The organism is Streptomyces lunalinharesii (genome assembly GCF_039532155.1).
Lineage (GTDB): Bacteria > Actinomycetota > Actinomycetes > Streptomycetales > Streptomycetaceae > Streptomyces > Streptomyces lunalinharesii.
Genome location: NZ_BAAARK010000025.1, coordinates 82,598 through 106,763 on the forward strand (window position 1 = coordinate 82,598; position 24,166 = coordinate 106,763).

A 24,166-nucleotide genomic window follows, 5' to 3' on the forward strand; every position below is an offset into this window, starting at 1 on the left:
TCGCCGAGGAACTGGAGATGAGCCAGCCCGGAACCGCCGGGAGGCCGGCGGGCGTCGCAGGCGCGCGAGACCGCGAGCGGGGGTTCGCGTCCCTGGGCACCGCGCGCCTCTGCCCAACGCCGACGGTACTCCGGTACTCCGGTGGTCCTGTGCTCCGGTGCTCCGGTGCCGAAGGGTCCACCTGGTTGGCGCCCGGGTGGCAGTGTGACGGGATGAATTCGATCATGCGGGCGGCACTGCGCACCGCCAGTGAAGTGGTCGAGGCGGCAGTGGCCGAACCCGTGGTGGTGGGAAGCAGTCCGCGGAGCACGGTGCTGCGCTGCCTGCTGCACGACGGGGCCAGCAGCGTGTTCGTGAAGGTGTTCAGCGGGACGCCGGAGGGGCGGAGTTCCTTCACCTCGGAGGCGGCCGCACTCTCGTGGGGACTGGGTGGGCCGACACTGCTCGGGGCGGACGCCGAGGGCTTGGTGGTGGTGAGGGAAGACGTCGGCCCCGCCCTGTCGTTGGCCGAGGTGCTGGTCGGCGCGGATGCCTCGGCCGCGGCGCGGGGGCTACGGGGGTGGGCGCGGGAACTCGGTCGCTTGGCCGCCGCGTCGGTGGGGCGGCGGGACGAGTTCGACAAGCTGCGCGAGCGGTACGGCACGGGTGGGTTGTGGTGGGGAACGAGCCGTGGATCGAACGGAACGGCCGGGAGTTCCTTGCCGCGTTCGAGGCCGACGGCATTGCGGTCCCGGTCGGGCTGGCGACGGAGCTCCGCCGGATCGCGACGGCCGGGGACCAGGCGCTCTCGGCCTTCACACCGGGAGACCCCTGTCCGTACAACGCACTGGTCGCGCCCGGCGGTGTGCACCTGATCGACTTCGAACTGTCGGGGCACCTACCCGTGTCCCTGATCGCCGCGTACTGCCGCAGCCCGTTTCCCAGCTGCTGGTGCGTGTACCGAATGCCGGACGAGGTGCTGGCAGAGGTCGAGCGCGCGTTTCGCACCGAAATAGTCGGTGCCTTAGCTCAGTTGGCCGACGACGCGGTGTGGGAGGCCGGCATGAGGTGGGCGACCGCGGTGTGGACGGTGGATGCCACGGCGTACTGGCTGCGCCGGGTGGCGGCCGCCGACGGGCCGATGCAACCGAAGCGGTCCACGGGGCCGACGCGACGGCAGGTGCTCAGGTACCGGTGGGAGCGGGCGGAGGAAGTCCTCGTGGACGGTGACTACCCCGCTGTGCGGGACGTGGTGGGGGCGCTGTTGAGGCAGGTGGCCAAGAAGTGGGAGATACTGACGTTGCCGGTGTACCCGGCGTTCGCGCGGTCCCGCGAGCGGCGCCCGGGCCCTTCGGGGCGGTGACCGCGGCGCCCGCGACGACGCGCCGGCGACTCCCCCGGCGCCGGACCACAGGATGCCCCGATCCGCCCCGGGGCCACGTCCTCGGGCCCGCGGCGGGTATGAGGACCTGGTTGCGTGGAGTGCACGGGCGGCGGAGCGCTGAGCGGAAGGGCCTGGCGGAGCAATGTTGATCTGCGGCATCAAGGTCACGCACGACGGCGGTGTGGCCGTCATCGACGGCAACCGGCTCCTGTTCAGCATCGAGGTGGAGAAGCTCGGCAACGGGCGGCGGTACGACTACCTGGGCGACCTGGCGCGGGTGGCGGAGATCCTCACGGCGGAGGGCCTGGACGTCCGGGACGTCGACCGGTTCGTCGTGGACGGCTGGTTGGAGGAGGGCGCAGCCGAAAACACCCTCGTCCGTACCCGCCGGGACGGCCGACCGACGACGCTCACGGTCGCGCCCTATCAGGATCGTCCCGGCACCCGGGACCCGCTGTGGCGCTACGCCTTCGCCGACCACGACTTCGCTCCCGGGAACCGGGGGTACGCGAGCTACCACCACGTCAGCAACCACCTCTTCGGCGCCTACTGCACCAGTCCGTTCGCGGCACGCGGCCAGGACGCGCTCGCCCTCGTGTGGGACGGCGTCACGGTGCCCCGCCTCTACGACGTCGACGCGGTCGGACGCACGGCGACACCGGTGGCCGAACTGATGCCCTTCACCGGCAACAGCTTCGCCGACTTCAGTGTGCAGTTCGACCCGTTCCGACCCCGGACCGAGGCGGGATCGGAGGAGGAGAGCACCCGGCGCCATCTGTCCGTCGCGGGCAAGGCGATGGCCTACGCGGCGCTCGGCCGCATCGAGGAGTCCGCCTACCCGGTTTTCGACGAACTCATCGCCGCGTTCCCGACCGTGTCGCCGGACAACGCGGCGTACTTCGGCAAGAAGGTCGCCGCCAACCGCGACGAGTTGTTACCCGGACTGACGGACGCCGACCTCATCGCCACGTTCCAGGGCTATCTCGGTGACCTGCTGCTGCGCCGGCTCTCCGCGACGCTCCGGCGACGGCTGCCCGCCCGCGGACAGCAGCGCGAGGCTTCCTCCCGGCGGCCTCGCCTGGTGTTCGGAGGAGGGTGCGCGCTGAACATCAAGTGGAACAGCATGCTGCGGGCCAGCGGTCTGTTCGAGGACATCTGGATCGCACCGTTCCCGAACGATTCGGGTGCCGCGATCGGCACCGCCGCCTGCGAGATGATCCGGGCGGGCGGCCACCCGGCACTGGAGTGGGACGTCCACAGCGGGCCCCGCATCACGACCGGGACGCTCCCGGCCGGGTGGCGGGAACGCCCTTGCGACGAACGGCAACTGGCAGGGCTGTTGCACACCGAGGGAGAACCGGTCGTCGTCCTGTCGGGGCGCGCCGAACTCGGGCCGCGTGCGCTGGGCAACCGCAGCATCCTGGCCCCCGCCACCGACCCAGGCATGAAGGACCGGCTCAACCACCTCAAGAACAGGGCCGGTTACCGTCCCGTCGCACCGATCTGTCTCACCACACGTGCCCAAGAGGTCTTTTCCCCCGGCACCCGCGACCCGTACATGCTCTTCGAGCACCGCCTGCGGCCCGGCTGGGCCGACCGCGTCCCCGCGGTCGTCCACCTGGACGGCACCGCGCGACTACAGACCATCGACCCGTCCCAGAACACCGCCACCGCACGGATCCTGACCGCCTACGAGCAGCTCAGCGGCGTACCGGTGCTGTGCAACACCAGCGCCAACCACGAGGGCAGGGGCTTCTTCCCCGACGTGGCCTCCGCCGCCGCGTGGGGAGGCACCCGCTACATCTGGTCCGAGGGCACGCTGTACACACACCCGTCGGCCACCTGACGGGGCTCTCTTCCAAGCGCCCTCCCCCTGATGATGCGGGCCCCAGGGTCCCGGCGTCGGCCGTCACCCGCCGGCCGTCACCCGCCGGCCACCAGCCGCCGGAAGGCAACGACGGATACACCACTACCGGCGGGCGCCGGCGCTCAGCCATAGGCCCAGCTGCGCCTTCCCGTCTGGCGACACGAACCAACAGCCATCGACGACCACTTCCCAACCACCCGGCCCGCTCCCACTCCTGAGCGCGGGCCGGTTTCACACGGCCTCACGCGGCCTCCCACGGCTTCACGCGGCCAGGTCACCCGCCTTGGGCTCGCGGCGGCCCCAGCGTGGGCCCGTCTCGGGGTCGTGCGCCCACATGTACTGGGTGTGGGGTGTGCGCGTCATGCCGAAGTCCCACAGCTCCGGGGCGCCGGCCTGCTGCCATTCGCGCCAGCCGGAGGTCAGCTCGTCGGCCAGGCACCGCGGACCGCCCTGCTGTGCGACCGCCGGGCCTCGGCCGTCGTATTCGACCAGTGCCCAGGAGGACCGCCCGTCGTGGACCCAGGCGGTCACGCCGTGCTCTCTCGCTGCGGTGCGGACCTGGATGTCGGGACGGATGACCCGCAGCGCGAACACCGCGTGGTGGTCCGCATGGAGGGCTGCGAGGTCAAGGCCGAACACCGTCTCCACAGCGGTCGGGTGCCCGTCGCGTACCTGCTCCCAGAGGGGCCCCTCGGCGCCACGGGAGGGCATGAACGTCGCCAGCCCTTGGACCCATCCGTGCGCCGACTGACCGTCGGCTGCCACCGTCAAGGCAACGTGCCCGAGTCGGCCCCAGGGCATGACGATCCGGCCACCGGGACGGGTCTGCTCCACCCAGGCCCACGGCACCGTCTCGACGGCGTAGGTGGAGATGACGCGGTCGTACGGGCCGTCTTCGGGGGCACCGACGTTGCCGTCGCCCACGCGGACTTTCACGCCGCCGCCCGTGACCTCCAAGTTGGCGGTCGCGGCCGCGGCGAGCTGCGAGTCGTACTCGACGCTGACCACGCGGCCGGGACCGGCCTGGGCGGCGAGGAGTCGGGCGTTGCGGCCGGTCGCGGTGCCCAGTTCCAGCGTGGTGTGACCGGGCTCCAGGACCAGCGAGTCGAGCATGTCGGCGACGACCGACTCGCACGAGAGGCCGGAGGTGGGCAGCCCGCCGGCGATCTGGGTGACGGTCGACTCGTACGGTCCGGCGTAAAGCAGTTGGGCCCAGCCCGCGGGCTCCACGTCACGGTCGACCACTTCGTAGTCGTGCCCGTTCCAGGTCCACAGCCGCGGTGGCGGGGAAAGGCCTCCGCGGCGTGGCGAACCCACGGGGAGTCCACCGGCCACAGCCCCTGGACAGTGCAGCGCGACGAGGAGCGGATCGAAGCCGGCGAGCAGCCGCAGGGAGCGGACGAACGACCCCTCCCACACCCGCAGTCAGTTCGCCGGGGGCTCCAGGAGCCGTCGGCAGGCTCGGCCGTCTCGAACAGGACCTCCTCGACGCCGGAGCCGGCCGCGGGCACGAGCGCGTACGCGCACTCCTGCCGCTGGCCCGCCATGACCGCGGGCCGGCCACCGGCCCGCGGTCAGAAGGACCTGGCCGAAGGACCTGGCCGAAGCACATGACTGGGGGTGTCACTGCTCGTCGACGGGTGGCTGGCGGGCAAGGAACTCCTCGAACGCCGCCCGTTGCTTCGGATCCATGAAGCCTTGGCGGACGTTGCGGGCCTGCTCTTGGAGCCAGTGCGCCTCGCCGGGGTCCAGCAACTCGGCGACCACCACGCCTCCGCGGGCGACCGCCGTGCGCCCTCCTATCCGACGGCGAAAGAGCGTGAACGCACCGAATTCCTCTGGATGAGCCAGTTCCGGTCCTGCCTCTTCAGCTCGGCTCTCGCCCCCGGCGTCACCCTTCGGGTAGGCGGTGGGGGCCCAATGCTCCCAGAGCGCCAGCGTGACCGCGGGCACCAGCACGGCGCGCTCCGCCGCTGTGCTCCCCTCCCACTTGAACGTGACAGTGACGGGCTCACCGACCGCCTCGGCCAACCCGAGCACCCTCTCCACCTCATCGTTGATCGGGTAACCCACGACTACGTCAATCTCAATTCCCATGACGCCTGAGGCTACTTGGCACCTCTGACATCCCAGGCCCGCGGCCCCGTTGGCCAGATAGGCGGCGGTGCGGGAGCAGCAGACGGCCCGGGAACCGCGGCGCCGCCGTCCCCGGCCGCGGCCAGGGCGCGGGCTGCCGCCGGCGAGCCGTGCGCGGCCGCGAGGTTCGCCAGGTCCTCTCCGTCAACGTCCATGGCGCAGCGCTGCCACGAACGGTAGGAGAACTTCGGATAGCAGTCGGCTCCCGGCACCGCATGGGGCCGTACGCCTGATGGGGTGATTGCTGCCGCGGTTGAGGATGGACGGGTTGGTCTGCGGAAACCCACTCGGTGACGTGATGCCGGGAGTTTCCCGCTGCGGCCGGCTCGTGGCGGAATGGCGCAGAGGTGAGGGCTTGCATGCGGGAGTCGCTGTTCCGTGCGGCGCAGCAGGGGGAATGGCATACGACGGAGGAGAGGGTCGGTCAACGGCAGTCGCCGCGGCGTACCCGAGAGGTGTGGGAGGGGTCGTGGCAGCGCTTGGAGCCGCTTCAGCCGTCGGGTCCGCCGCCTGACGGTGCCGTGGTGGCCTGGCTGTATCCCCGGCGAACCGCCGCGATCATCGACCGCGCCAATTGCGCCGACCGGTTCCTGCGGGCCGACCCTCAGTACCGGGTCGTCACGGAGCACTTCCTCGACGGCGACGAGAGCCCTCTGTCGAACCGGGAGGAGAAGCTACTCCTGTTCTGCCCGTTCGACGCCGCGATGGACCGTCTGACCTGCACCGAGCAGGGACAACTCGCTGTCCACGGGCGACGGATCGACGTCGTGGCCAGCGAGATGACGGTCGGCTACCTGGCCCGCGCCGGGCACACTCCGCATCCGGCCAGGCCGCAGGAGGGCACGCTGGCGCCCCGACTGGACGGCTTTCGCACCCGGTTCGTCAACGGGACCGGCATCACGCTGCTCAAGGCGGCGCAGCTGGCACTGGGCGCACGGGAGCACGAGGCGCTGAGCAGGCTCGGGGTTGCCGTTCCTGACTTCGCTCTTGCCTGGACGCGTGAAGAGATCCGGGAGGCCGTGCTGCCCTGGCTGGCGGACAGGCAGGGCGTGGTTCTGCGGCCCTTCGCCGCCTCCCGGGGCGCCGGGGTGACGTTCCTCGGCCCCAACGACGTCTTGCCGCGTGCTCAGGCGATCGACCGCGCCGTGGACGAACTGGAGCACTCCGTACTGCGCGCGTACGGGCAGACGGCCCCCTATCCGGTCACCGTCTCGCCCTTCGTGGAGTCGATGAAACTCGATGGTCGGGTCTGCGACCTGCGCATGTTCGTGACCGCTGATCCTGAGACCTCCGGTCTGCGTGCGCTGCCCGGCATGGTGCGGACGGCGTCCCAACCCTTCAGCATCCGGGGCGAGTTCGATGCCGCCATGTGCTCGTCCAGTTTCTCCGGAACCGCGGACCACCAGGCCCGCGCGGGCCTGCAGAGCCTGCCGCTGACGGCACCTCACGTGCAAGCAGCACTCCGCCTGACCGGCGAGGACCTCGTGCGGCTCGGTCAGGCGGCCAGTCTGCTCTGGGCGGCCGCAGTGGCCGATGCGCGCCAACGCTCCGACGGCCCGGTGCCGTTCGCCTACGGGTCCGTCGACTTCCTGCTCACCGACGACGGTCGTGCGTGGCCCATCGAGATGAACGGCGCGAACGTCGGGGCTCACTCCTGCGTGCACCCCCTGTTCGTCGACGCGTTCCCCATCGCGATGTGTGCGGCGCTGAAGGACTGCGGGTTCTAGGGTGCCCATGAAAACGACGGAGCGCAGCCCCCGCCAGTCCCGCCGGCACGCACCATGGCCAGACATCCGGGTGCGGATCGCCGTGACCAACGCCGCTCCCTCCCCGACCGCTGTCCTGCACGCGGAGAACCTTCCGCACGACCCCGCGCAGCGCACGGACCTGCTGCGCCGGGCCCTTCGCCACGTCGGGCAGGCCGGTTGGCACTGCACCAAAGTGGTGATCATCGAGCACTGCACCGATGCCGAGATCAGCTGCCGCTTCCTCCAGGTCCAACCCGGCACGGACGATCGTTCCCGTCAGTTCGAGGAATCCGCGGACTGCGGGAACTCCATGATCGCCGCAGCTGTCGCCTGTGTTGCAGCGCGCCCTCCGGTTCGCCTCACCATCGTCAACAGCGCGACCGGGCTGCGGATCGACACCCACTTCGGCGACACCTCGACGCGACACGTGCCCGTCGAAGCCGACGTCACGCCCCGCTTCCACGGGCAACGGCCCGAGAGCTTCACCCTGCCCGGCAGCGATGCCTGCTGGAAGGTCGACGGCACACCGACCACCCTGCTCAAGGCAGCCAACCCGTACGTCATCGTGCGCGCCGCAGACCTCGACGTTGCCGTGGAAACCCTGAGGAAACCCGACCCGGGGGCCCTGTTGCTGGACCGGCTGCGCCGGATCCGACGGCATGCCGCCAGGCACCTTGGCCTGCCTGGCAGTAGCGAACTCCCCAAGATCGCCGTTGCAGAATGGACAGCGGCCGGAGTGCTGACCGCACGCACCGTCTATCTCGGCCGGTGGCACCCGCACCTGCCACTCAGCGCAGGCATCAGTGTGGCCATGGCAGCCCTGGTCCCGCGCAGCACCGTCTTCCGGTCACCACGCGATGAGGTGAGCGTCAGTGCCCGCGCATCCGACATACAAGTCCACCTGGCGCAGCACGACAGCCTCATCACGCGCTGCTCCATCAACGGACTCGCCGGCGAACTCCTCGCCGAGGTGACCGTGCCGGCAGAGCAGCAGTGAACGCCGCACCGACCACACCACACCCGGGGCTTCCGAGCCGCCCGGGCCCTCCGAAACGAGCGCCTTCCTTGTGCGACGAGTTCGGTGACGCTCATTCATCACCCGCAGAGCAGACCAGACGGAGTCGCAGTACTGCGATGCCGGACAGCTGAGGCGGTCAGGGGTGCGGGTGCCGGTCCTGGGACTTGCTTCCGCCGAGTCTCAATCGTCTTCGGTGATGAAGTCGGTCAGCGCGGTAGCGACGGCCTCGGGCTGTTCATCGGGGATGAAGTGTCCTGCGTCCGGCACGACGATCCCGGTGGTGTGGTCGGCCCACGGCCTGATGGAAGCTGCCATGTCGGGGATGGAGCCGTGGCTGCTGGAGATCCCAAGAACCGGGACCGTCAGGCGCTGTTGTTCCAGCGCTTCGTGGTTCTTCTGCGCCGACTCGGCGGCGTCCCGGTAGTAGGCCAGGGACGCACGGAGACCGCCGTCGGCGGCCACGGACGCGGCGTACTGCTCGATTTCGGCGTCGTCGAAGGCGTCGGAGGAGAGGGCCTTGACCTTCAGGAACCAGCCGACGTACTCCCGTTCGCGGCCGGCGAGCAGTGCCTCGGGCAGGTCGGGCACGAGGTGGAAGGCGAAGTGCCAGGTCTTCCACGCCTGCTCGGGGTCGGTCGGAATGGCGGCAGGGAGTGTGATGCCCGGGATGCCTGCGTCGAGCAGTGCCAGGCCGCGCAACTGGCTCTGGTACTTCAAGGCGAGGGAAAAGGCGACCCACGCGCCGATGTCGTGGGCGACCAGCCAGTAGGTCGAGACTCCGAGCGCCTTGACCGCGGCATGGACGTGCGCGGCGACCGTGTGCGTGTCGTAGCTGATGTCCGGGCGTTCGGAATGACCCTGGCCCGGCAGGTCGATCGCGATGACGTGGAATCGGTCGGCCAGGCACGGCATCACCTTGCGCCATGCCCACCAGGTCTGCGGGAACCCGGCGAGCAGCACGACGGCTGGGCCGTCCGGCTGGCCGCCCTCGACCGCGTGAAGCCGGACGCCGCCCGCGTCGACCCAACGGTGGGTGAAACCGGCCAGGTCAGGCAACGGCAGGTCCCGGACCGGGTTGCCGGAGACGCTGGGGGCACTGTCGGGGTCGTTCATGATTCTCCTCCACTGGTGTGAGGTGTGTTGACAGTCTGCTGACGGTGTCAGGTGCGCGTGTCGCTGCGCTGCCCGTTTGCCTGGGACCCGGCCATGATCACGCCTTCACCCTAACCCATCTTGGACCGATTGGTTCAAGATGGGATGATGGGCTTCACCAAGAAGGCAGAGCACGAGGGAGGCGCCGGCATGGCAGGCAAGAAGCAGTTCGACATCGCCACGGCGCTCGACGCCGCGATGATCCAGTTCTGGCGGGCCGGCTACGCGGACACGTCGCTGGACGACCTGTCCCGGGCGACCGGGCTCAACCGCAGCTCCATCTACTCCTCCCTCGGCGACAAGGACACGCTCTTCATGCGCTGCCTGGAGCGCTACACCACGCGCTACGGAGCCAAGTACGACGCCGCGTTGTCCTGCGCCGCCGACCGGCCCCTGGCAGCCGCGCGGGCGTTCTTCGACATCACCCTGCGACGCATCGCGGACCCCGGCCTGCCCGACGGATGCCTGGTGGCCCAAACCGTCATGGCGACCCCAGTGCTGAGCGCGAACGTCGCCGCGCGCGCACGGGAGGCGATCGGCCTCCAGCACACCCGGCTACGCGCCGCACTGAAGGCCGGCCGACTGCACGACGAGGCGGCCGAGTCCTTCGCGACCCACCTTGCGGCCGTGAACCAGTCCCTCGCCGTCATGAGCCGAGCCGGAACGAGCACGGAGCAGCTGCGCGCCATCGTCGACGTGACCCTCGACGCACTTGCGCAGACTCTCGACGCGAGCGACTGAGACGTCTCCGGCGATGCGGACTTCGCCGTCTGCCTGAGCAGAACCCGCGATGCGTCAGGGTGCGCGTCAGGGCCCCCGCACCCGACAACACCCACGACATCCACAACACCCGCCTGGAACTCAAGCGGCTCGTCGAGCGCGGGATGCTGTCCGAGACCGAGCAGGGCTTGTTCACCCAGCCGCGGCCGTAGGACGCCCGCCGCCGTCGCGACCTGCCCGCTCACCCCGGACGAAGCAGCGAATCGGGCACCAAGTCGCATACCGCCATCTCAAAGACGCGCGTGGTTCCTCGCCCCAGCCCTGCCTGGCCCACCGCAGCGCCCGGCGCCGCGTCATCGCTCGCGTCTTTCGTGTCGCTCGCCGTGTAGGGCGTGGCCGCGGGCGAGCAGGATGCTCAGCGCCGCGTAGTCCGATCCGGGTCGGCGGACGGGCATGAACACCTCCAGCCGGTCCCCTTCGGTGCGGTAGCCCGCCTTTGTCGCGCGCGCCGCAAGGGCCTGGCTGCCGACGTGCCTGGCCAGTCCCCGTACGTCGAGCCGGACGCCGCTGCCCGGGCTCGCGGAGACGAGGGCGATCCGGGACCAGTGCAGCGGGCCGGGGAAGGGGTTGAGCGTCAGTCCTTCGCCGGTGAAGGTCAGGGCGCCCCAGCGGACCGCGCCACCCGCGTCGAGCTCGTCCAAATGGCGTTGTGCAACGGCCTCGGCGACGGCTCGCGTCGCCGTCGTGACGAAGCGTGCGCCGGTGTCGGGGCTCGCTCCCGAGAGCAGCCGCCAGAAGCCGGACTCCTCACGGACCTTGACGTAGTCCAGGCCCCTGACCCGGATCCGGCCGCCCGCGTACGGACGGATCACGGTCTTGAGCACGTCGTGCGAATGGCTCAGGTTGATGTGGACGGACACCCGGGTCGACTCGACGGAGGCGATCTCCTGCCAGGCGTACCGCAGGGTGCGGCGCCCGGGCCGGCGCAGTTCGAAGCCGTGCTCGTACTCCCGGATCCGGATCCGGGTGTGCCGCACGCACAGGGCGACGCACGCCGCGCCCGCCCCGGGCACCGCCCAGAACGCGAGGCGGAACGAGGACTCCTGGTCGTAGTGGTCGCCGGCGAGGGTGCACAGCACGATGAACGAGATGACGAGCGGGACCAGCACGGTCAGGGGCCTGCGAGGCAGTGTCCCCTGGTAGGTCCACACCCGCTCCCCCAGCCACTCGGCCCGCTCCCGCCCTGCCGCCGCCGCTGCCGACAACACACACCCCCGTGATCGTCCGATGTCGCGTCGTCGAGTCTCGGGCGGGTGCGCGCGCGGGGCAACGGGAGAACTACTCAATTCCCGCGCGCCCGCGGTGCCTGTGCCGTCGCCGTGCGTCCGTAAGATGGCCGCTCATGGAAACGATGGCCGTTACGAGGGCGTTCGGCCTCGACGGTGAGCGGACGTCGCTGATCGGGCGGCGGGCGGAGACGGCTCGGATCGCCCGGCTGCTCGCCGGCGCACGCCTGGTCACGCTCAGTGGCGTCGGCGGCGTGGGCAAGACCCGGCTGGCGCTGCGCGTCGCGGCGAACGCGGCGCGCTCGGCGTTTCCCGACGGCGTGTACGTCGTCGAACTCGCCGACCTGCGGGACCCCGAGTTACTCGCGCCGAGCGTCCTCGGCACCCTCGACGTGGCGCCCGCGGGGCACCCTGGCGTCGACGCGACGGCCGTCCTCGCCGATTGGTTGCGCGAGCGGCGCGCACTGTTGGTCCTGGACAACTGCGAGCACCTGCTCGACACGTGCGCCCGGCTCACCGACGCGCTGTTGCGGGCCGCGCCCGGGCTGCGCGTCCTGGCGACCAGCCGGCAGCCGCTCGGCATCGCGGGCGAACAGGTCTTCTCCGTGGAGCCGTTGCCGGTGCCGGACGCCGCCGCGGGTCACGACGTGCGCGCCCTGAGCGGCAATCCGGCCGTCGCGTTGTTCGCCGACCGGGCCGCGGCCGTCCTGACCGGCTTCGCCTTGACAGCGTCCGATGCCCCTGCCGTCGCCGAACTCGTGCGCCGTCTGGACGGGCTGCCCTTCGCGATCGAGCTGGCCGCGGCCCGCGTGCGGAGCCTGACGCCGCAGGAGATCCTGGAGCGGCTCACAGACCGGTTCGCGCTGTTGACCGGGGGCAGCCGCGTCGCCGCCGAACGGCAGCGCACCTTGCGCGCGCTGATCGACTGGAGCCACGAACTGTGCACGCCGGGTGAGCGGTTGCTGTGGGCGCGGGCCTCGGTCTTCCGCGGCGGCTTCGACCTGGAGGGCCTCGAACGGGTCTGCACGGACGCCGAACTGCCGCCCGCCGCCGCGCTCGACGCCCTCGACGCACTGGTGGCCAGGTCGATAGTCAACTGCCGCCAGGATAGCGGGCGTTCGCGCTATCACATGCTGGAGACGGTACGGGAGTACGGGCTGGAGCGACTGGCCGCGTCCGGCTCGCTCGACGTGCTGCGCGGCCGTCACCGGGACCGGTACGCCGAACTGACCGCAGGGGCCGGGCAGGAGTGGTTCGGGCCCCGGCAGGTCGACTGGTTCACGCGACTGCGCCTGGACCATCCGAACCTGCGTGCGGCCCTGGAGTTCTGCCTGGAGCGGCCCGGGCAGGCACGGGCCGGCCTGGCCCTGGCCGTGTCGCCCCGGCACTACTGGATCACCGCGGGCCTGCTACCCGAGGGCCGCCGCTGGCTGTCGCAGCTGCTCGCCGCCGACCACACGCAGGACGACGGCGCCGACGCGGCCGGCCCGGACGCCGCGGTCCGCGTACAGGCCCAGGTCACCGACACGTACCTGGGCATACTGCAAGGCGCCCCGGACGTCGATGTGCAGCGCGCACTCGCCGCGTGTGAGGCGGCGGCCCGACAGGGCGGTCACCAGCGGGAGTTGGCGTGGGTGTGGCACCACCACGGGATACTCGCCATCTGGCGCGAGGACTTCGCGAGCGCCGCCGGGCTGTTCGCACGGGCGGACACCGAGTTCCGTGCGCAGGGCTGCCTGGACGCGGCCTTCGAATGCCGGGTCAAGTTCGCCATCGCGCACGCCTACGGGGGTGAGGTCGCCGCGGCCGACGAGGCGTGCGGCGAGGTCGAGGCGGCCGCCCGCGCGCACCACGAGTCGTGGCTGTACGGCATGGCCCTGCTCGCCCGCGCCCTGCTGGCCTGGCGCGCCGGTACACCCGACGACGCGATCGCGCAGGCCAGGGCGGCCATCGCCCGGCTGCGCCCGTTCCACGACTGGTGGGACGTGGCCATGTGTGTGGAGGTCATCGCCTGGAGCACCCAGGACACCCCGCGGCGCGCGGCCCGACTCCTGGGCGTGCTGCGCCTGTTGTGGGAGTCGCTGGGCGGGCGACTGGCCTCGGCGCCGTTCATGCGCGCCCAGCACCTGCGCTTCGAGACCGCGGTGCGCAAGGCGCTGCCCGCCGCCGCCTTTGACCGGGAGTTCGACCGCGGGGCACGCGCCACCGTGGACGAGGCGATGGCCTACGTGCTCGACGACGCGGCCGGGGTGCCGGGGCTGACGCGGCGTGAGAGCCAGGTCGCGGAGCTGGTCGCCGAGGGCCTCACGAACAAGGACATCGCCGCGCGCCTGACGATCGCGCAGCGCACCGCGGAGAACCACGTCGAACGCATCCTGGGCAAGCTGGGGTTCACCTCGCGCACGCAACTGGCGGTGTGGACCTACGAACGGCGCGACGAACCCGCCGGGAACTGAGGCCGGCAGCGCTGCGGGTCGATGCCGGCGAAGGGCCGTTCCCGGACCCAAGGCGCGGCCCGCCGGCGCATCCGCCACCGGAGCGTCCGGGCGTTCACTGTGCGGGCGTTGAGCAGTTTGACGATGCCGTCCGGCAGGACGCCCTTGCCGTACGTCACAGCCCGCAGAATCCGTAAACTCAGTAGTCCCGGAGACCGAAGGTCTACGCGAAAGCGCTGACGTGGTCGGTGACGAAGGTGCGCAGGGTGCGGGGGCTGCGTCCCGTGAGGGTGGCGATGTCGTCGGACAGCCACGCGGCATCTCCCTCGGCGATCAGGCCGAATGCCTGGGCGTTGGAGGTGGCGACCGGCTCGGGGAGTCCTGCCTGGATCATTGCCTCGCGGTGCTGATGGGGCGTGACCCGGTGATACGCGATCTCTTGGCCCAGGGCGCGGGTCAGCTCGGCGGCCACGTCCGCGTAGGTGACGAGTTCCGGGCCGGTCAGCAAGTAGGTGTGCGCCTCATGGCCGTTGGGATCGGCCGCCACGGCCGCCGCGGCTGCGGACACGTCGCGGGAATCGATCGCGCCGAACTGCCCGTCGCCGGCCGACATCACGAATCCGTGCGTCTGCTTGATCATCGGAGCCACGCGGAACAGGTTCTGTAGGAGGACGTTGGGCGCGAGCAGCGTGTACGCCAGTCCGCTCGCCTTGAGGTGAGCCTCGATACGCGCGTGGCCGCGGCGACGGTCGACGGGGGAATCCTCGGTCGCCTTGTGGTTCGTGATCTTGACGATGTGCTGCACGCCCTGGCCGACGGCGCTGTCGATGACCGCAATCTCCTGGGCGGGGACCGAAGGGCTGATGAGCAGCAGGGTGTCGACACCGGCCAGTGCCGCGTCCAGCGTGCCCGGCCGGTCGAAGTCGCCCACCGCGATCTCGACGCCGCGCCAACTTCCATCCTGCGGGGCGCGCGACGCGTCCCGTACCAGGGCCTTGGTGGGGAGGCCCTGCCTGGCCAGGAGCCGGACCGCTTCCGCGCCGATCTTGCCGGTCGCTCCAGTTACCAAAATCATGGTGCCTCCGTCGTCAGCTTCAAGGGGAGTGATCTGCTCCGCAGCGCGGCGCAGTTCCCTGCATAGCCTGCACACGGCCGATATCGGTTGTGAAGTAGGCACCGTTTGGATATATAGGTACCTGATGGATACCGACTCGAAGACCACGTACTCGAAGGACTGCCCGTCGCGCACGGTTCTCAGCGTGCTGGCGAACAAGTGGACGCTGTACGTCCTGGGCGTGCTGGGCCGGCACGCCCGCCCCCTCCGCTTCACCGAACTCCGCCGCCACGTCGAGGGCGTGACCCAGAAGTCCCTCACCCAGGCACTACGGAACCTCGAACGCGACGGCCTGGTCGGCCGCACCGCGTACCCGACCATCCCCCCACGGGTCGAATACGCCCTCACCGACCTCGGCCGCGACGCGGAAGCACTCACCACCGCCATTGCCGACTGGTCCAAGACCAACGCAGCCCGCGTGCACACGGCCCGGGCCACGTACGACGCCGGCCCGACCGACCAGCCCGGACGCAACGACTCCCAACGCCCCTGACGCGACCCGACCACCGCCACGCCTCCGTGCGGCCGGGCCCGGGCACCACCAGCTCGCGCTGATGGCGCCCTGCTGGCGCTAGGCCAGCTTGAGGAGCAGTTCGCTGAGTTCGCCCGGCATGGTGATCATGCAGTCGTGGCCGGTCGGCAGCTCCCGGACCTGCGCGGGAGTGCCGTTGGGCTGGATCGGGGGAACGGGGCGACGGGTGATACCCGACGGCGTGGCGCCGACGTTGTGTATGTGCGTGCGCGGAATCTCGTTCACGGCTGGGTTGTCCAGGCGTACCGGCTGCTGCAGGCAACGCACCGGCTGGTCCGAGAGCATCCCGCGCAACCAGGCAACGTCCTCCGGGTCGGTGACGCCGAACAGGCCGAAAGGCGCGGGCCGCTCGGGCATCGGCGGCACGCGCCAGCCGCTCTCGGACTTCTCCGCGAGTTCGATCAACTGCCGTGCCACCGGCTGGACATCGACCGCGGACTCGCCGTCCTGAGGGACCATCGCATCGAGGTAGACCAAGTGCGCGATGCGTTCAGGAATCCGGTTGGCCGCGGAGGAGATCACCAGGCCGGCGTAGCTGTGGCCGACGAGTACGACGTCGCTGAGGTGCTGCTCAGCGATCAGTTCCACCACGTCGTCGACGTGCGTATCGAGCCCCACATCCGGACCGAGCAGGTGCACCTTGTCGCCGTAGCCGGTCAGGGACGGCGCGAACACCCGGTGCCCGGCGGCCTCCAGCAGCGGCACCACCCGATCCCAGCACCGTCCGCTGTGCCAGGCACCGTGTACCAGCAAAAACGTGGTCATGGGGTATCAACCTTCCTTCGCAGAAGCAGAAGTACAAGCAGACGGCACGGTCACCCACCCACCTGCCGCTGGTTCACGGCTCTGATGGTTATCTTTCGTGCCTCGGTATCGTTCGAGTACCACCTGCATGCTGGTGCACTCGACGCGCCGCAGGCAATAAGGCACTTTTCGGTGCCCCGGTTCTCTGGAGGTAACCATGGAGGCGGCACAGAGCGATCCGCGGCCGGCGGCGCAGTCCGACGACGCGTGCCGGACCCGGGTGGTGCTCAACATCGTCGGGAACAAGTGGTCCATGCTGGTCGTGCGCCATCTCAGGAACGGCCCGCGCCGTTTCACCGAGCTCAAGCGGGCCACCGACGGCATCAGCCAACGCATGCTGACTGTGACCCTGCGCAGCCTGGAACGTGACGGAATCCTGACGCGCACGGTCCACGAGGTGATGCCGCCGCATGTCAGTTACGAGCTCACCGAGATGGGCATGACCCTGCGCCAGGCCACCGCTCCCCTGCTCGATTGGAGCATCGCGCACCTCTCCCGGATCGACGATGCCCGCGCCACCTACGACGCCCGCGCGGACCCCTCTGCGGCCTCGTAGCGGACGGCGGCCCGTCGACCGTCATCCGACACTCCCCCGCACCCGACAATCCCCCGTTGGAAGTCACGGCCTGAAGAGGCCGGCTCCCGGCCCTCCCGTCGCGTCCCAGCCGTCCAAGAAGGCGGCGAGGGCGCGGCGTTGGTCTTTCTCGCGGGCGGGCTACCCGGCCAGGCCGTCGCGCAGGCACAGCACCGCGACCAGCACGCCGACTGGTCCCCAGCCGCGGAAAGCCCGGCGTGACGGCGGGCTACCTGGGCATCGGAGCCGACCACTACGGATCGTTCTCCAACCCGGCCGAGGCCGGCACCGGCGGGCCCGGGCAGAAGCCCAACAACATGGTCATCCGCGGATCCGGTGACCAGAACAAGGGCTTCGCCTACCTGACGGGCGCGGCCCTGCCCGGCGACCTGTCCCTGACCGCGGACAAGCCGGCGCGCGTGCACCTGACCGTCCTCGACGGAAAAGTGACCGCCGGATTCCGACCCCCGGGCGGCGTGCAGAAGCTCATCGCCGACTTCACGATCCCCCACGACAACGGGCAGGCGGCACTGCCCGACACGCTCAAACTCGGCCTGTCGGCCGCCACCAGCGGCTCCACCAGCAACTACGTGGTCCGCAACCTGGTAATCAGCCTGCCACCGGCCTCCTCACAAAAGCGCGTCGTCTTCGCAGGCAAGTCGCTGCCCGTCGACATCACCGTCGACTACCCGGACAAGAACGACGCCCACAACACCGTCGCCAACCTGCTCGCGCAGCAGAACGCCTGACGGCGCCTGATCCGCCGGCGGGGAGAATTCAGCTGCTGGCCGGCCGACTCCTCGGCCGGCCAGCTCCAACTCGGCCACGAGGCTGTTTCCGGTCATGTGGCCAGGTCCAGCCATTTCCCGACGGCCAGCACGTGCGCGCGCCGTCCGGCGTGGGTGCGGAACTCCTGCTCCGGGTCGGAGACTTCGACGTAGCCCGCGATCTTGTCTGGCTGCTCCGCCTCGTAGTGCATCGGGACGGCGTACCGGGCGTCGAGGATCTCTGCGGCCGCGGCGGCCTGCCTCGGGTCCATCGCGGCGGGCAGCGGGCTCGGCGGCTGGAGGTGCGGCGCATCGACCACCGCGCCGTTGGCGGGTAGGAACGCCACGTCGAACGGGCCGAACCGGCGCGCGATGCGCCACCAGTAGCCGTGGAACATCGTGTCGCCGCCGTGGAAGACCCGCTGCCCGTCGGCCTGCACCACCCAGTTCAGTTGTGGGTCGCCCAGCCCGTCGACGGAGGGAACCGCGGTGACGCGGAACGGCCCGAGGTCGCGGGTGGACCAGGCATCGACGACCTCGGTGGCCATTCGGTGCAGGGCCAGTTCGCGCTCGGCCGGCAGCGTCGTCACGTTGTCCACGTCGTCGCCGTGACCGGGTGCCGGTCGCAGCACCGGCGCCCCCGGCGTCAGCGCTTCCGCGAGTGCGGTCGCGTCGGTGTGGTCCCGGTGCAGGTGGGTGACCAGTGCGGCGGCGACCCTCCCGCTCGGTGCCGCCAGCCACTCGCCGGGCTTCCAACCCGTGAACAGCGGTGAGAGGTCCCGCACGTAGTCGATCACCAGTCGCTCGCCGGCTGCCTCGATCTCCAGTCCGGCCCAGCCCAGTCGCCGCACCCGCATCTCGCACTCCTTCGTCCCGGTGGTTGCCGCTGTCCCCGTGATTGCCGCGGAACTTACCGTACGGTCGTTCGCCAAATCAATAGCGAACGCTCGTACGCTATCCTCGTTGCATGTCACCACGACGCTCAGCGGCCGAAGCTCAGGCCACCAGGGGCCGGATCCTCAGCCGCGCCGCCGAGATCGCCTCCGAGGAAGGGCTCGACGGCATCACCATCGGCCGGCTCGCCGAGGAGCTGGAGATGAGCAAGTCAGGGGTGCACAAGCACTTCGGTACCAAGGAGACGCTGCAGATCTCCACCCTGGACAAGGCGTTCGTGGACTTCTGGCACCGGGTGGTCGAGCCCGCACTGGCCGAACCGCCGGGCCTGCGGCGGCTGCGCGCGGTGTGCGCCAGCTCCGTGGACTATCTGGAATCGCCCCTGTTGCCTGGCGGCTGCCTGATGACCGCAGCGCTCTCCGAGTACGACGGCCGCCCGGGCCGGGTCCGCGACGCGGTGGCCGAGGTGTGGTCGCGCTGGCGCGAACAACTGCGCGCGGACCTGGCCTCCGCGGTGGAGAACGGCGAACTGCCCACCGGGTTCGACGTCGACCAGGCGCTGTTCGAGATCGTCGCCGCCGGACTGGCACTCAACGCGGCCATGCAGCTCCACCACGACCGGGCAGCCGCAAACCGGGCCCGCCGCGCGATCGAACGGGCTCTGGACCAGTCCTGACCGCACGCCAGGCCCGGCACCGGCCAGTCACCGCGGCGAGTTCGACTCCGGTGGCGGACCGCAGGGCGCAGCGCGTACAAGTCAGGCCGGCAGCTGCGATGTTGGCTCACACGGGATGGCGACGCCGGGGCCAGGACGTCCAGCAGCCAACGGAGCACAACGGGACTGGTCATGCTGACGGTGGCGGTCACCACCGCCCCCTCCCTGCCCAGTTCGGCGTCATATCGGGCCGAGCACCTCCCGGGGTACGGCTGCCAGTTCAAGGGTTTCCAGCACGCTGAGCAGTTGCCGCTCCTCGTAGCGGAAGTGGTTCTCCATGAGCGCGGCGATGCCTTCGAGGTGCTGGTCAAGCTCCGCGGGCGTCGCAGCCCGGTCGACCGCGGCACCCAGGCGGCCGAGCAGGTCGGCGATCATCGAGTGATCCTGCTCCAACGAGCGCAGCACCGGGCGCAGTTCGGGGTGCGCAGCTGCGACGGCCGGGAACAGGGTGCGGTCTTCGCCCTGGTGGTGGCTGTCGAGAGCCGTACAGAAGCCATGGCAGTACAGCAGCAGCTCACGGGTGGCCGCCTCACCGGGGGCGCCGTCGGCAAGAGAGGCGCGGGTCACGGACAGCGCCTCGCGCAGTCGGCTGTGCACCCGACGGAGTTCTTGGCTCCAGGCCACGAGCCTGGTCGTCTCGCGCTCAGTCACGCGAGAGCGAAGGGTACGACGAACGCATCGTCGACCTCCTTCGATCCGGCGCCTCCATGCCTGACACGGTCTGCCACCGACACGCGACGCTCCCCACACACTACCCCCCCCCCGCGGGCTCAGGTGCACCATGGTGAACTGGCAACCACATCCTTCCTGTTGCTCTGACAGACACCGCTTCCCCCGCTTCCCCCGACTTCTCCACCTGCCCGGTTCGGGGGCAGGACAGGCATCCATCACGCTGGGCAGCGGGCCCCTGTGATCCGGGGCGATGCGGCACCGCCCGAGTCGACGGTCCGGCGCAGCACCCGCCGGGCCCCGGGCACGAGCACCAGGTGGCCGACGCACGACTCGGCTGACCAACGCAGGATGGGGGCCTGAAGCCCGGGTTCCAGTCCCCCATCCTGCGCACTCAACGTTCGAGTGGGCGAGGCTCGGCCGGGCCAGGCGTGGGGGTGAGCTTGTCCACGATGGTTTCCACGATGTCTTCGAGGTGTCGTTCTCCGTCGCGGGTGTGTGCGCCGGCGGCCAGCGCGGCCCTGGTGAAGCGCCCTGCGACGGGTTCGGCGAAGAGGCTGCCGAACAGCTCGTTCGCCTTTCGCAGGCCATGGGTGGTGGACTCCGTCGCGGCGTCGACCGCTTCGACCGCGGCGCGGGCGACGCCGGGCGGCAGTGCGGCGATGCGAGCGGCGAGGGTGTCGACGACGTGGTCGAGTTCGGCGCTCGGCACGGCCCGGTTGACCCAGCCGATCCGTTCCGCGGTCGCCGCATCGATCAACTGCCAGCCGAGGATGATCTCCAGGGCGCGGGCGCGGCCGACGAGATCGGGCAGGTACGCGGTGCCTCCCGCGCCGGGAATGATCCCCATCCCGCACTCGATCTGTCCCAGGCCGGCGTGCTCGAGCGACGCGAAGCGCATGTCCATCGCGGACAGGAGTTCCGCGCCGCCACCGCGTGCCAGCCCGCGGAGTTTGGCGATGGTGACTTGCGGCAGCGACCGGATGCGCTCATGAAGCCGCATCATCGGGTTCAGCGACTGGTCTTCGTCAGGCGCGATGGGGAGTTCGGCGAACGACGCCGGGTCGTCGGCCATCGTCATGTCGCCGTGTGCGACGAAGAAGTCCGGGTCCGCACTGTCGAAAACGATCACGCGGACGTCGTGGTTGCCGGACATCGAGTCCGCGAACCGGTCCAGATCAAGCAGAAGGGTGGAGTCGAACAGGTTGAGCGGCGGGTTGTCGATGGTGGCTTGGGCCACGCCGCCGGTGACGGAGACCGTGAGGGCCGAGTATGCGTGGGTCATGGGTTGCGCCTTCGCTGGTAGCGCTTGCTAGATATCCTTTGTATACCTCGTAGCAGTGAAACACTTCAAAGAAACCAGGTATCGCGAAGGGAACCGCCATGGCCGGGATGGAACTCGACGACGAGGGGCGTCGCCTGCTGGACCAGCTCTTCGACAAGTGGTCCCTGCTGGTGCTGCATGCGTTGTGCGACCGCTCGCGGCGCTTCAGCGAGCTGCGTCAACACCTGCCCGCAGTCACACCGAAGTCGTTGACCACCTGCCTGCGGCGACTGGAGCGCAACGGCGTGGTGGAGAGAGTGGTTCTGTCCACGGAACCGGTGGCGATCGAGTACCGCATCAGCCGCCTGGGCCGGAGCCTTGAGTCACCCCTGCGAGCCATGTTGGGGTGGGTCGTCGATCATCTCGACACGGTCGAAGCCGCCCGCACCCAGTACGACGAGCGGCGTGCGGACATCTGACGGCCCGACAGGGATCGTCTTGGAGTACCGAGAGCCCCGCTCGTCACCCGTACGCACCAGTGTCGTTGGCGGTGACATCGGGTTTCGCCTGGGGTGGCTCCACTCGCGAACTCGGCATCCGGCCCGAGGCGTACGACCCGCACGTGGACGTCGACTTCAGTCCGCTGCGCGGCGAAGGCCCCCGGCACGAACGGCTACGGCCGAGCGGCCTGACCACCCACCCGTGCCATCCCGTGTCGATACTCCAACGGCAGCGCGATGCTCACACACACGCGCTTTTCACCCCCAGGCAGCGGACTCCTGACGCCCACCCCCTGATCATCCCGTCGCTTCCGCGGCAACGCCCGGCTGCGGCCGGGTCCGCATGCCCCAGTGGGCGACAGATGGGCCGGCAGCACCCAGCGCCGCGAAGAACAACGCCAGCAGCAGCCAACCCGCCGTGCCGAGGCCGAGCACCACCGTGGTGAGGATCGCGGGGGCAAGTGCCTGGCCCGCGCCGAAGCCGAGGCCGAGGAGACCTTGGTACTGGCCCTGGGCATGGTCGGGGGCAAGACCGAAGCCCAGGGCGAAGCCCGCCGAGGACTCCCAGACCTCTGCCAGGCTGTGGACGAAGATCGCTGCCAGGACCAGTCCCGCTGCCGCCCAGACAGGGGCGTACGCTGCCAGCCCCATCATCGGGCAGCTGACGAGGAAGAGCAGCCCCGCGGTACGAAACGCCCTGCCGCCGTCGTGCGGGGTTTCGATGCGGGAGCCGATCCTGGTCTGCATCAGTACGCAGAAGGCGGCATTGACGGCGAACAGTGCGGCCACCGTCCAGCGCGGCGCTTCGGTGTGTTCGGAGATCCAGATCGGCAGGAGCAGGGAAACCACCGGGTATTGCAGTCCCATGGCCCCGTAGAGGGCGGTGAACGTCAGGAACGGGCGGTCCGTGAAGGCCAGCCAGCGACGCTGCTGCGGCGGTGCCGGCAGTACCGGATAGCTGGGCAACAGGAGCAGCAGCACCGCGCACAGGGCGAAGCTCGCCGCGTTGCCGAGGATCAGCGTGACATAGGCGCCGCGGGTGCCCGCGGCCAGTGCCAGCCCGGCACCCACCGTTCCGAGGATGACGCCCAGGTTGACGAAGGTCCGCAACTTCGCCCGGAACAGGGCCGGGCGCTCACCCCCGACCCGGACCACCAGAGCGCCCCAGGCCGCCCCGCCGGCCGCCGCGGCGATCTGATCGACCGTCGCGATGATCGTGAGCGCACGCCAGCTCTCGACGAGGACGAGGGCCGCCATCGACGTCGCCTGGACCGCGAGGGCCAGCATCATGATCGTGCGTGCCCCGCGTCGGTCGGCGAGCTGCCCTCCGGGTATGCCCGCGCACAAGCCCACCACTCCGGCGATGGTGAGCGCGGCGCCGACCTGCACCGCAGGCAGGCCCACGACCAAGGTGAAATAGAGCGCCGACGCCGCGTTGAACAGACCGTTGCCGACCCGGTTGACGAAACTGGCCGCGATCAGCACGCGCTCCGGCCTGCTGCCTCCCGCCATGCGGCCTATTCGGCCTGCCAGGCCACCCTTGATCATGGACGGCAGGCTAGCAGCGGTCGCAGAACCCGCCGCGGGTGCACCACATCGCGTGCCCTCATCGCGACGCGGGCCTCGACGAGGAGTGCGCAACGGCTGCGAAGCTCCGAGGACCTCTCCGTGCTGCGCTCTGGGGTGGGGTTGTTACAGCGTTTCCACGTGGACGCCGAGGTGCGTGAGGGTGCTGGTGATGAACTCGGCCGTCTCCACGTCGCGGCTGAGGTTGTTCCAGTCCGCGACCCGGACGGTGTCACCGGCCCGCACCGTGCCCACCAACTTCCGCCAGCCAGGCGCCCGGGCGAGGGTGCTGACGACGAGGTCATCGAAGACCTGGCTACAGCCCGAGGTGAACAGGGCTCTGTCCAGGTCATCAACATGCAAGCTACCGGAGCAGACATAGCCGTAGACAGTCATACCGGGAGCCTAAGGCCTCCCGTAACTGACCTCGGAGGTGAGCTGCCGGACGACGCCCGGACGGCCGAGCCGGACCAGCGCCCGACCGGCGGGCGGCCGACCGGCCGGCACAGTCAGCCGCCCGGGCAACCTCCGGACCGCGGACCGACGGTCGGTGGCGGACCGCTGAGGCGGCGCAGTCACGGTCCGACCGCCCGCCTCGGGGCACGGCCGGAAAACCGAGCCGGGGCCAACCGCCTCAGGCAGCGCCATGGGCCCGATTCGCGGCCTGCCGCCGCTCCACGCGTCGTTGGTCGGCCATGGAGCGGCAGACGACACCTCGCCTCTCACCTGCGGCCGGGGCGATCACGGGCCCCTGAGCAGGGTCCGTCCGAGGATGAGCCGCAGGACGATGTCGTCGGAGCGGTTCAGTACTGCTCGGGCTCGGCCAGGCCGGTGTCGTCACCCGCGTCGAAGGCGGCGGCGGTCGGGTCGAATCCGGGCGGGCTGTCCCGGAAGGTCAGGCCCATGCCGGCCAGTTTCGCCTTGACCTCGTCGATCGACTTCGCACCGAAGTTGCGGATGTCGAGCAGGTCGGCCTCGGAACGCGCCACGAGCTCACCCACGGAGTGGATGCCCTCGCGCTTGAGGCAGTTGTAGGAGCGGA

24 protein-coding genes are annotated in these 24,166 nt (G+C 70.3%); 12 read left to right on the plus strand and 12 right to left on the minus strand.

Annotated features, from left to right (window positions below; all coding sequences use genetic code 11):
• The first annotated feature begins 655 nt into the window (after positions 1-655).
• Positions 656-1,342 carry a hypothetical protein gene (locus ABD385_RS29820; protein ID WP_344581914.1) on the plus strand — a complete coding sequence of 229 codons (687 nt, stop codon included), beginning with the start codon at positions 656-658 and terminating at the stop codon, positions 1,340-1,342.
• 163 nt (positions 1,343-1,505) lie between these two features.
• A complete protein-coding gene (locus ABD385_RS29825) occupies positions 1,506-3,209 on the plus strand; it encodes a carbamoyltransferase N-terminal domain-containing protein (protein ID WP_344581915.1) in 1,704 nt (567 codons plus the stop codon).
• Positions 3,210-3,491: 282 nt separating this feature from the next.
• Here ABD385_RS29825 and ABD385_RS29830 read toward each other — a convergent pair whose 3' ends face one another.
• Together ABD385_RS29830 and ABD385_RS29835 are read right to left on the minus strand one after the other, a co-directional pair.
• Positions 3,492-4,475 (minus strand): methyltransferase domain-containing protein, encoded by a 984-nt coding sequence (locus ABD385_RS29830; protein ID WP_344581917.1) that lies wholly within the window; start codon positions 4,473-4,475, stop codon positions 3,492-3,494.
• 378 nt (positions 4,476-4,853) lie between these two features.
• Positions 4,854-5,327 (minus strand): hypothetical protein, encoded by a 474-nt coding sequence (locus ABD385_RS29835; protein WP_344581918.1) that lies wholly within the window; start codon positions 5,325-5,327, stop codon positions 4,854-4,856.
• 398 nt (positions 5,328-5,725) lie between these two features.
• Between ABD385_RS29835 and ABD385_RS29840 the strand changes: the two genes are divergently transcribed.
• Both ABD385_RS29840 and ABD385_RS29845 read left to right on the plus strand, forming a co-directional pair.
• Positions 5,726-7,093 (plus strand): ATP-grasp domain-containing protein, encoded by a 1,368-nt coding sequence (locus tag ABD385_RS29840; RefSeq protein WP_344581919.1) that lies wholly within the window; start codon positions 5,726-5,728, stop codon positions 7,091-7,093.
• 217 nt (positions 7,094-7,310) lie between these two features.
• On the plus strand, positions 7,311-8,111 hold the full coding sequence (locus ABD385_RS29845; RefSeq protein WP_344581921.1) for a hypothetical protein: 801 nt from the start codon (positions 7,311-7,313) through the stop codon (positions 8,109-8,111).
• 201 nt (positions 8,112-8,312) lie between these two features.
• Here ABD385_RS29845 and ABD385_RS29850 read toward each other — a convergent pair whose 3' ends face one another.
• Positions 8,313-9,245, minus strand: a complete 933-nt coding sequence (locus ABD385_RS29850) for an alpha/beta fold hydrolase (protein ID WP_344581922.1) — start codon at positions 9,243-9,245, stop codon at positions 8,313-8,315.
• A 189-nt stretch (positions 9,246-9,434) separates the two neighbouring features.
• On the opposite strand from ABD385_RS29850, the gene ABD385_RS29855 reads away from it, so the two are divergent.
• Positions 9,435-10,025: a TetR/AcrR family transcriptional regulator gene (locus tag ABD385_RS29855; protein WP_344581924.1), complete on the plus strand. Its 591-nt coding sequence runs from the start codon at positions 9,435-9,437 to the stop codon at positions 10,023-10,025.
• A gap of 59 nt (positions 10,026-10,084) precedes the next feature.
• Entirely contained in the window at positions 10,085-10,216 is a 132-nt protein-coding gene (locus ABD385_RS29860; RefSeq protein ID WP_344581926.1) for a hypothetical protein, read from the plus strand.
• Positions 10,217-10,357: 141 nt separating this feature from the next.
• Here the strand turns inward: ABD385_RS29860 and ABD385_RS29865 are convergent, their stop codons facing one another.
• Positions 10,358-11,269, minus strand: a complete 912-nt coding sequence (locus ABD385_RS29865; RefSeq protein WP_344581928.1) for a hypothetical protein — start codon at positions 11,267-11,269, stop codon at positions 10,358-10,360.
• A gap of 137 nt (positions 11,270-11,406) precedes the next feature.
• Here ABD385_RS29865 and ABD385_RS29870 point away from each other — a divergent pair, with 137 nt between their 5' ends.
• Positions 11,407-13,746 (plus strand): ATP-binding protein, encoded by a 2,340-nt coding sequence (locus ABD385_RS29870; RefSeq protein ID WP_344581930.1) that lies wholly within the window; start codon positions 11,407-11,409, stop codon positions 13,744-13,746.
• 202 nt (positions 13,747-13,948) lie between these two features.
• Here ABD385_RS29870 and ABD385_RS29875 read toward each other — a convergent pair whose 3' ends face one another.
• Complete coding sequence (locus ABD385_RS29875; RefSeq protein WP_344581932.1) at positions 13,949-14,800, minus strand: SDR family oxidoreductase; 852 nt, start codon at positions 14,798-14,800, stop codon at positions 13,949-13,951.
• 124 nt (positions 14,801-14,924) lie between these two features.
• On the opposite strand from ABD385_RS29875, the gene ABD385_RS29880 reads away from it, so the two are divergent.
• Positions 14,925-15,332: a winged helix-turn-helix transcriptional regulator gene (locus ABD385_RS29880; protein ID WP_344581934.1), complete on the plus strand. Its 408-nt coding sequence runs from the start codon at positions 14,925-14,927 to the stop codon at positions 15,330-15,332.
• A gap of 78 nt (positions 15,333-15,410) precedes the next feature.
• On the opposite strand, the gene ABD385_RS29885 is transcribed toward ABD385_RS29880, so the two are convergent.
• Positions 15,411-16,136, minus strand: a complete 726-nt coding sequence (locus ABD385_RS29885) for an alpha/beta hydrolase (protein ID WP_344581936.1) — start codon at positions 16,134-16,136, stop codon at positions 15,411-15,413.
• Between the two features lie 196 nt (positions 16,137-16,332).
• Here ABD385_RS29885 and ABD385_RS29890 point away from each other — a divergent pair, with 196 nt between their 5' ends.
• Both ABD385_RS29890 and ABD385_RS29895 read left to right on the plus strand, forming a co-directional pair.
• On the plus strand, positions 16,333-16,731 hold the full coding sequence (locus ABD385_RS29890; protein ID WP_344581937.1) for a winged helix-turn-helix transcriptional regulator: 399 nt from the start codon (positions 16,333-16,335) through the stop codon (positions 16,729-16,731).
• Between the two features lie 236 nt (positions 16,732-16,967).
• A complete protein-coding gene (locus ABD385_RS29895) occupies positions 16,968-17,498 on the plus strand; it encodes an L-type lectin family protein (protein ID WP_344581939.1) in 531 nt (176 codons plus the stop codon).
• 92 nt (positions 17,499-17,590) lie between these two features.
• Here ABD385_RS29895 and ABD385_RS29900 read toward each other — a convergent pair whose 3' ends face one another.
• Positions 17,591-18,373 carry an MBL fold metallo-hydrolase gene (locus tag ABD385_RS29900; protein WP_344581941.1) on the minus strand — a complete coding sequence of 261 codons (783 nt, stop codon included), beginning with the start codon at positions 18,371-18,373 and terminating at the stop codon, positions 17,591-17,593.
• A gap of 110 nt (positions 18,374-18,483) precedes the next feature.
• On the opposite strand from ABD385_RS29900, the gene ABD385_RS29905 reads away from it, so the two are divergent.
• The gene (locus tag ABD385_RS29905; RefSeq protein ID WP_344581943.1) at positions 18,484-19,086 is read left to right on the plus strand and encodes a TetR/AcrR family transcriptional regulator; all 603 of its coding nucleotides are present in this window, start codon (positions 18,484-18,486) and stop codon (positions 19,084-19,086) included.
• 219 nt (positions 19,087-19,305) lie between these two features.
• On the opposite strand, the gene ABD385_RS29910 is transcribed toward ABD385_RS29905, so the two are convergent.
• On the minus strand, positions 19,306-19,776 hold the full coding sequence (locus ABD385_RS29910; protein WP_344581945.1) for a hemerythrin domain-containing protein: 471 nt from the start codon (positions 19,774-19,776) through the stop codon (positions 19,306-19,308).
• Between the two features lie 412 nt (positions 19,777-20,188).
• Positions 20,189-21,034, minus strand: a complete 846-nt coding sequence (locus tag ABD385_RS29915; protein WP_344581946.1) for an enoyl-CoA hydratase/isomerase family protein — start codon at positions 21,032-21,034, stop codon at positions 20,189-20,191.
• A 152-nt stretch (positions 21,035-21,186) separates the two neighbouring features.
• Here ABD385_RS29915 and ABD385_RS29920 point away from each other — a divergent pair, with 152 nt between their 5' ends.
• Positions 21,187-21,537, plus strand: coding sequence for a winged helix-turn-helix transcriptional regulator (locus ABD385_RS29920; RefSeq protein WP_425585511.1), 351 nt, complete (start codon positions 21,187-21,189; stop codon positions 21,535-21,537).
• Between the two features lie 318 nt (positions 21,538-21,855).
• Here the strand turns inward: ABD385_RS29920 and ABD385_RS29925 are convergent, their stop codons facing one another.
• The 3 genes from ABD385_RS29925 to ABD385_RS29935 all read right to left on the minus strand — a co-directional run.
• Positions 21,856-23,106 carry an MFS transporter gene (locus tag ABD385_RS29925; RefSeq protein ID WP_344581949.1) on the minus strand — a complete coding sequence of 417 codons (1,251 nt, stop codon included), beginning with the start codon at positions 23,104-23,106 and terminating at the stop codon, positions 21,856-21,858.
• A gap of 144 nt (positions 23,107-23,250) precedes the next feature.
• A complete protein-coding gene (locus ABD385_RS29930) occupies positions 23,251-23,520 on the minus strand; it encodes a recombinase family protein (protein WP_344581951.1) in 270 nt (89 codons plus the stop codon).
• 407 nt (positions 23,521-23,927) lie between these two features.
• On the minus strand, positions 23,928-24,166 hold a 239-nt coding region (locus ABD385_RS29935; protein WP_344581953.1), incomplete at its 5' end, for a DNA-directed RNA polymerase subunit alpha C-terminal domain-containing protein.

Bases quoted from the DNA above. Each gene is read 5' to 3' on its own strand.
- ABD385_RS29825 (WP_344581915.1), top strand. From the start codon at position 1,506: ATGTTGATCTGCGGCATCAAGGTCACGCACGACGGCGGTGTGGCCGTC.
- ABD385_RS29835 (WP_344581918.1), bottom strand. From the start codon at position 5,327: ATGGGAATTGAGATTGACGTAGTCGTGGGTTACCCGATCAACGATGAG.
- ABD385_RS29840 (WP_344581919.1), top strand. From the start codon at position 5,726: ATGCGGGAGTCGCTGTTCCGTGCGGCGCAGCAGGGGGAATGGCATACG.
- ABD385_RS29850 (WP_344581922.1), bottom strand. From the start codon at position 9,245: ATGAACGACCCCGACAGTGCCCCCAGCGTCTCCGGCAACCCGGTCCGG.
- ABD385_RS29855 (WP_344581924.1), top strand. From the start codon at position 9,435: ATGGCAGGCAAGAAGCAGTTCGACATCGCCACGGCGCTCGACGCCGCG.
- ABD385_RS29870 (WP_344581930.1), top strand. From the start codon at position 11,407: ATGGAAACGATGGCCGTTACGAGGGCGTTCGGCCTCGACGGTGAGCGG.
- ABD385_RS29875 (WP_344581932.1), bottom strand. From the start codon at position 14,800: ATGATTTTGGTAACTGGAGCGACCGGCAAGATCGGCGCGGAAGCGGTC.
- ABD385_RS29880 (WP_344581934.1), top strand. From the start codon at position 14,925: ATGGATACCGACTCGAAGACCACGTACTCGAAGGACTGCCCGTCGCGC.
- ABD385_RS29885 (WP_344581936.1), bottom strand. From the start codon at position 16,136: ATGACCACGTTTTTGCTGGTACACGGTGCCTGGCACAGCGGACGGTGC.
- ABD385_RS29890 (WP_344581937.1), top strand. From the start codon at position 16,333: ATGGAGGCGGCACAGAGCGATCCGCGGCCGGCGGCGCAGTCCGACGAC.
- ABD385_RS29900 (WP_344581941.1), bottom strand. From the start codon at position 18,373: ATGCGGGTGCGGCGACTGGGCTGGGCCGGACTGGAGATCGAGGCAGCC.
- ABD385_RS29905 (WP_344581943.1), top strand. From the start codon at position 18,484: ATGTCACCACGACGCTCAGCGGCCGAAGCTCAGGCCACCAGGGGCCGG.
- ABD385_RS29920 (WP_425585511.1), top strand. From the start codon at position 21,187: ATGGAACTCGACGACGAGGGGCGTCGCCTGCTGGACCAGCTCTTCGAC.
- ABD385_RS29925 (WP_344581949.1), bottom strand. From the start codon at position 23,106: ATGATCAAGGGTGGCCTGGCAGGCCGAATAGGCCGCATGGCGGGAGGC.
- ABD385_RS29930 (WP_344581951.1), bottom strand. From the start codon at position 23,520: ATGACTGTCTACGGCTATGTCTGCTCCGGTAGCTTGCATGTTGATGAC.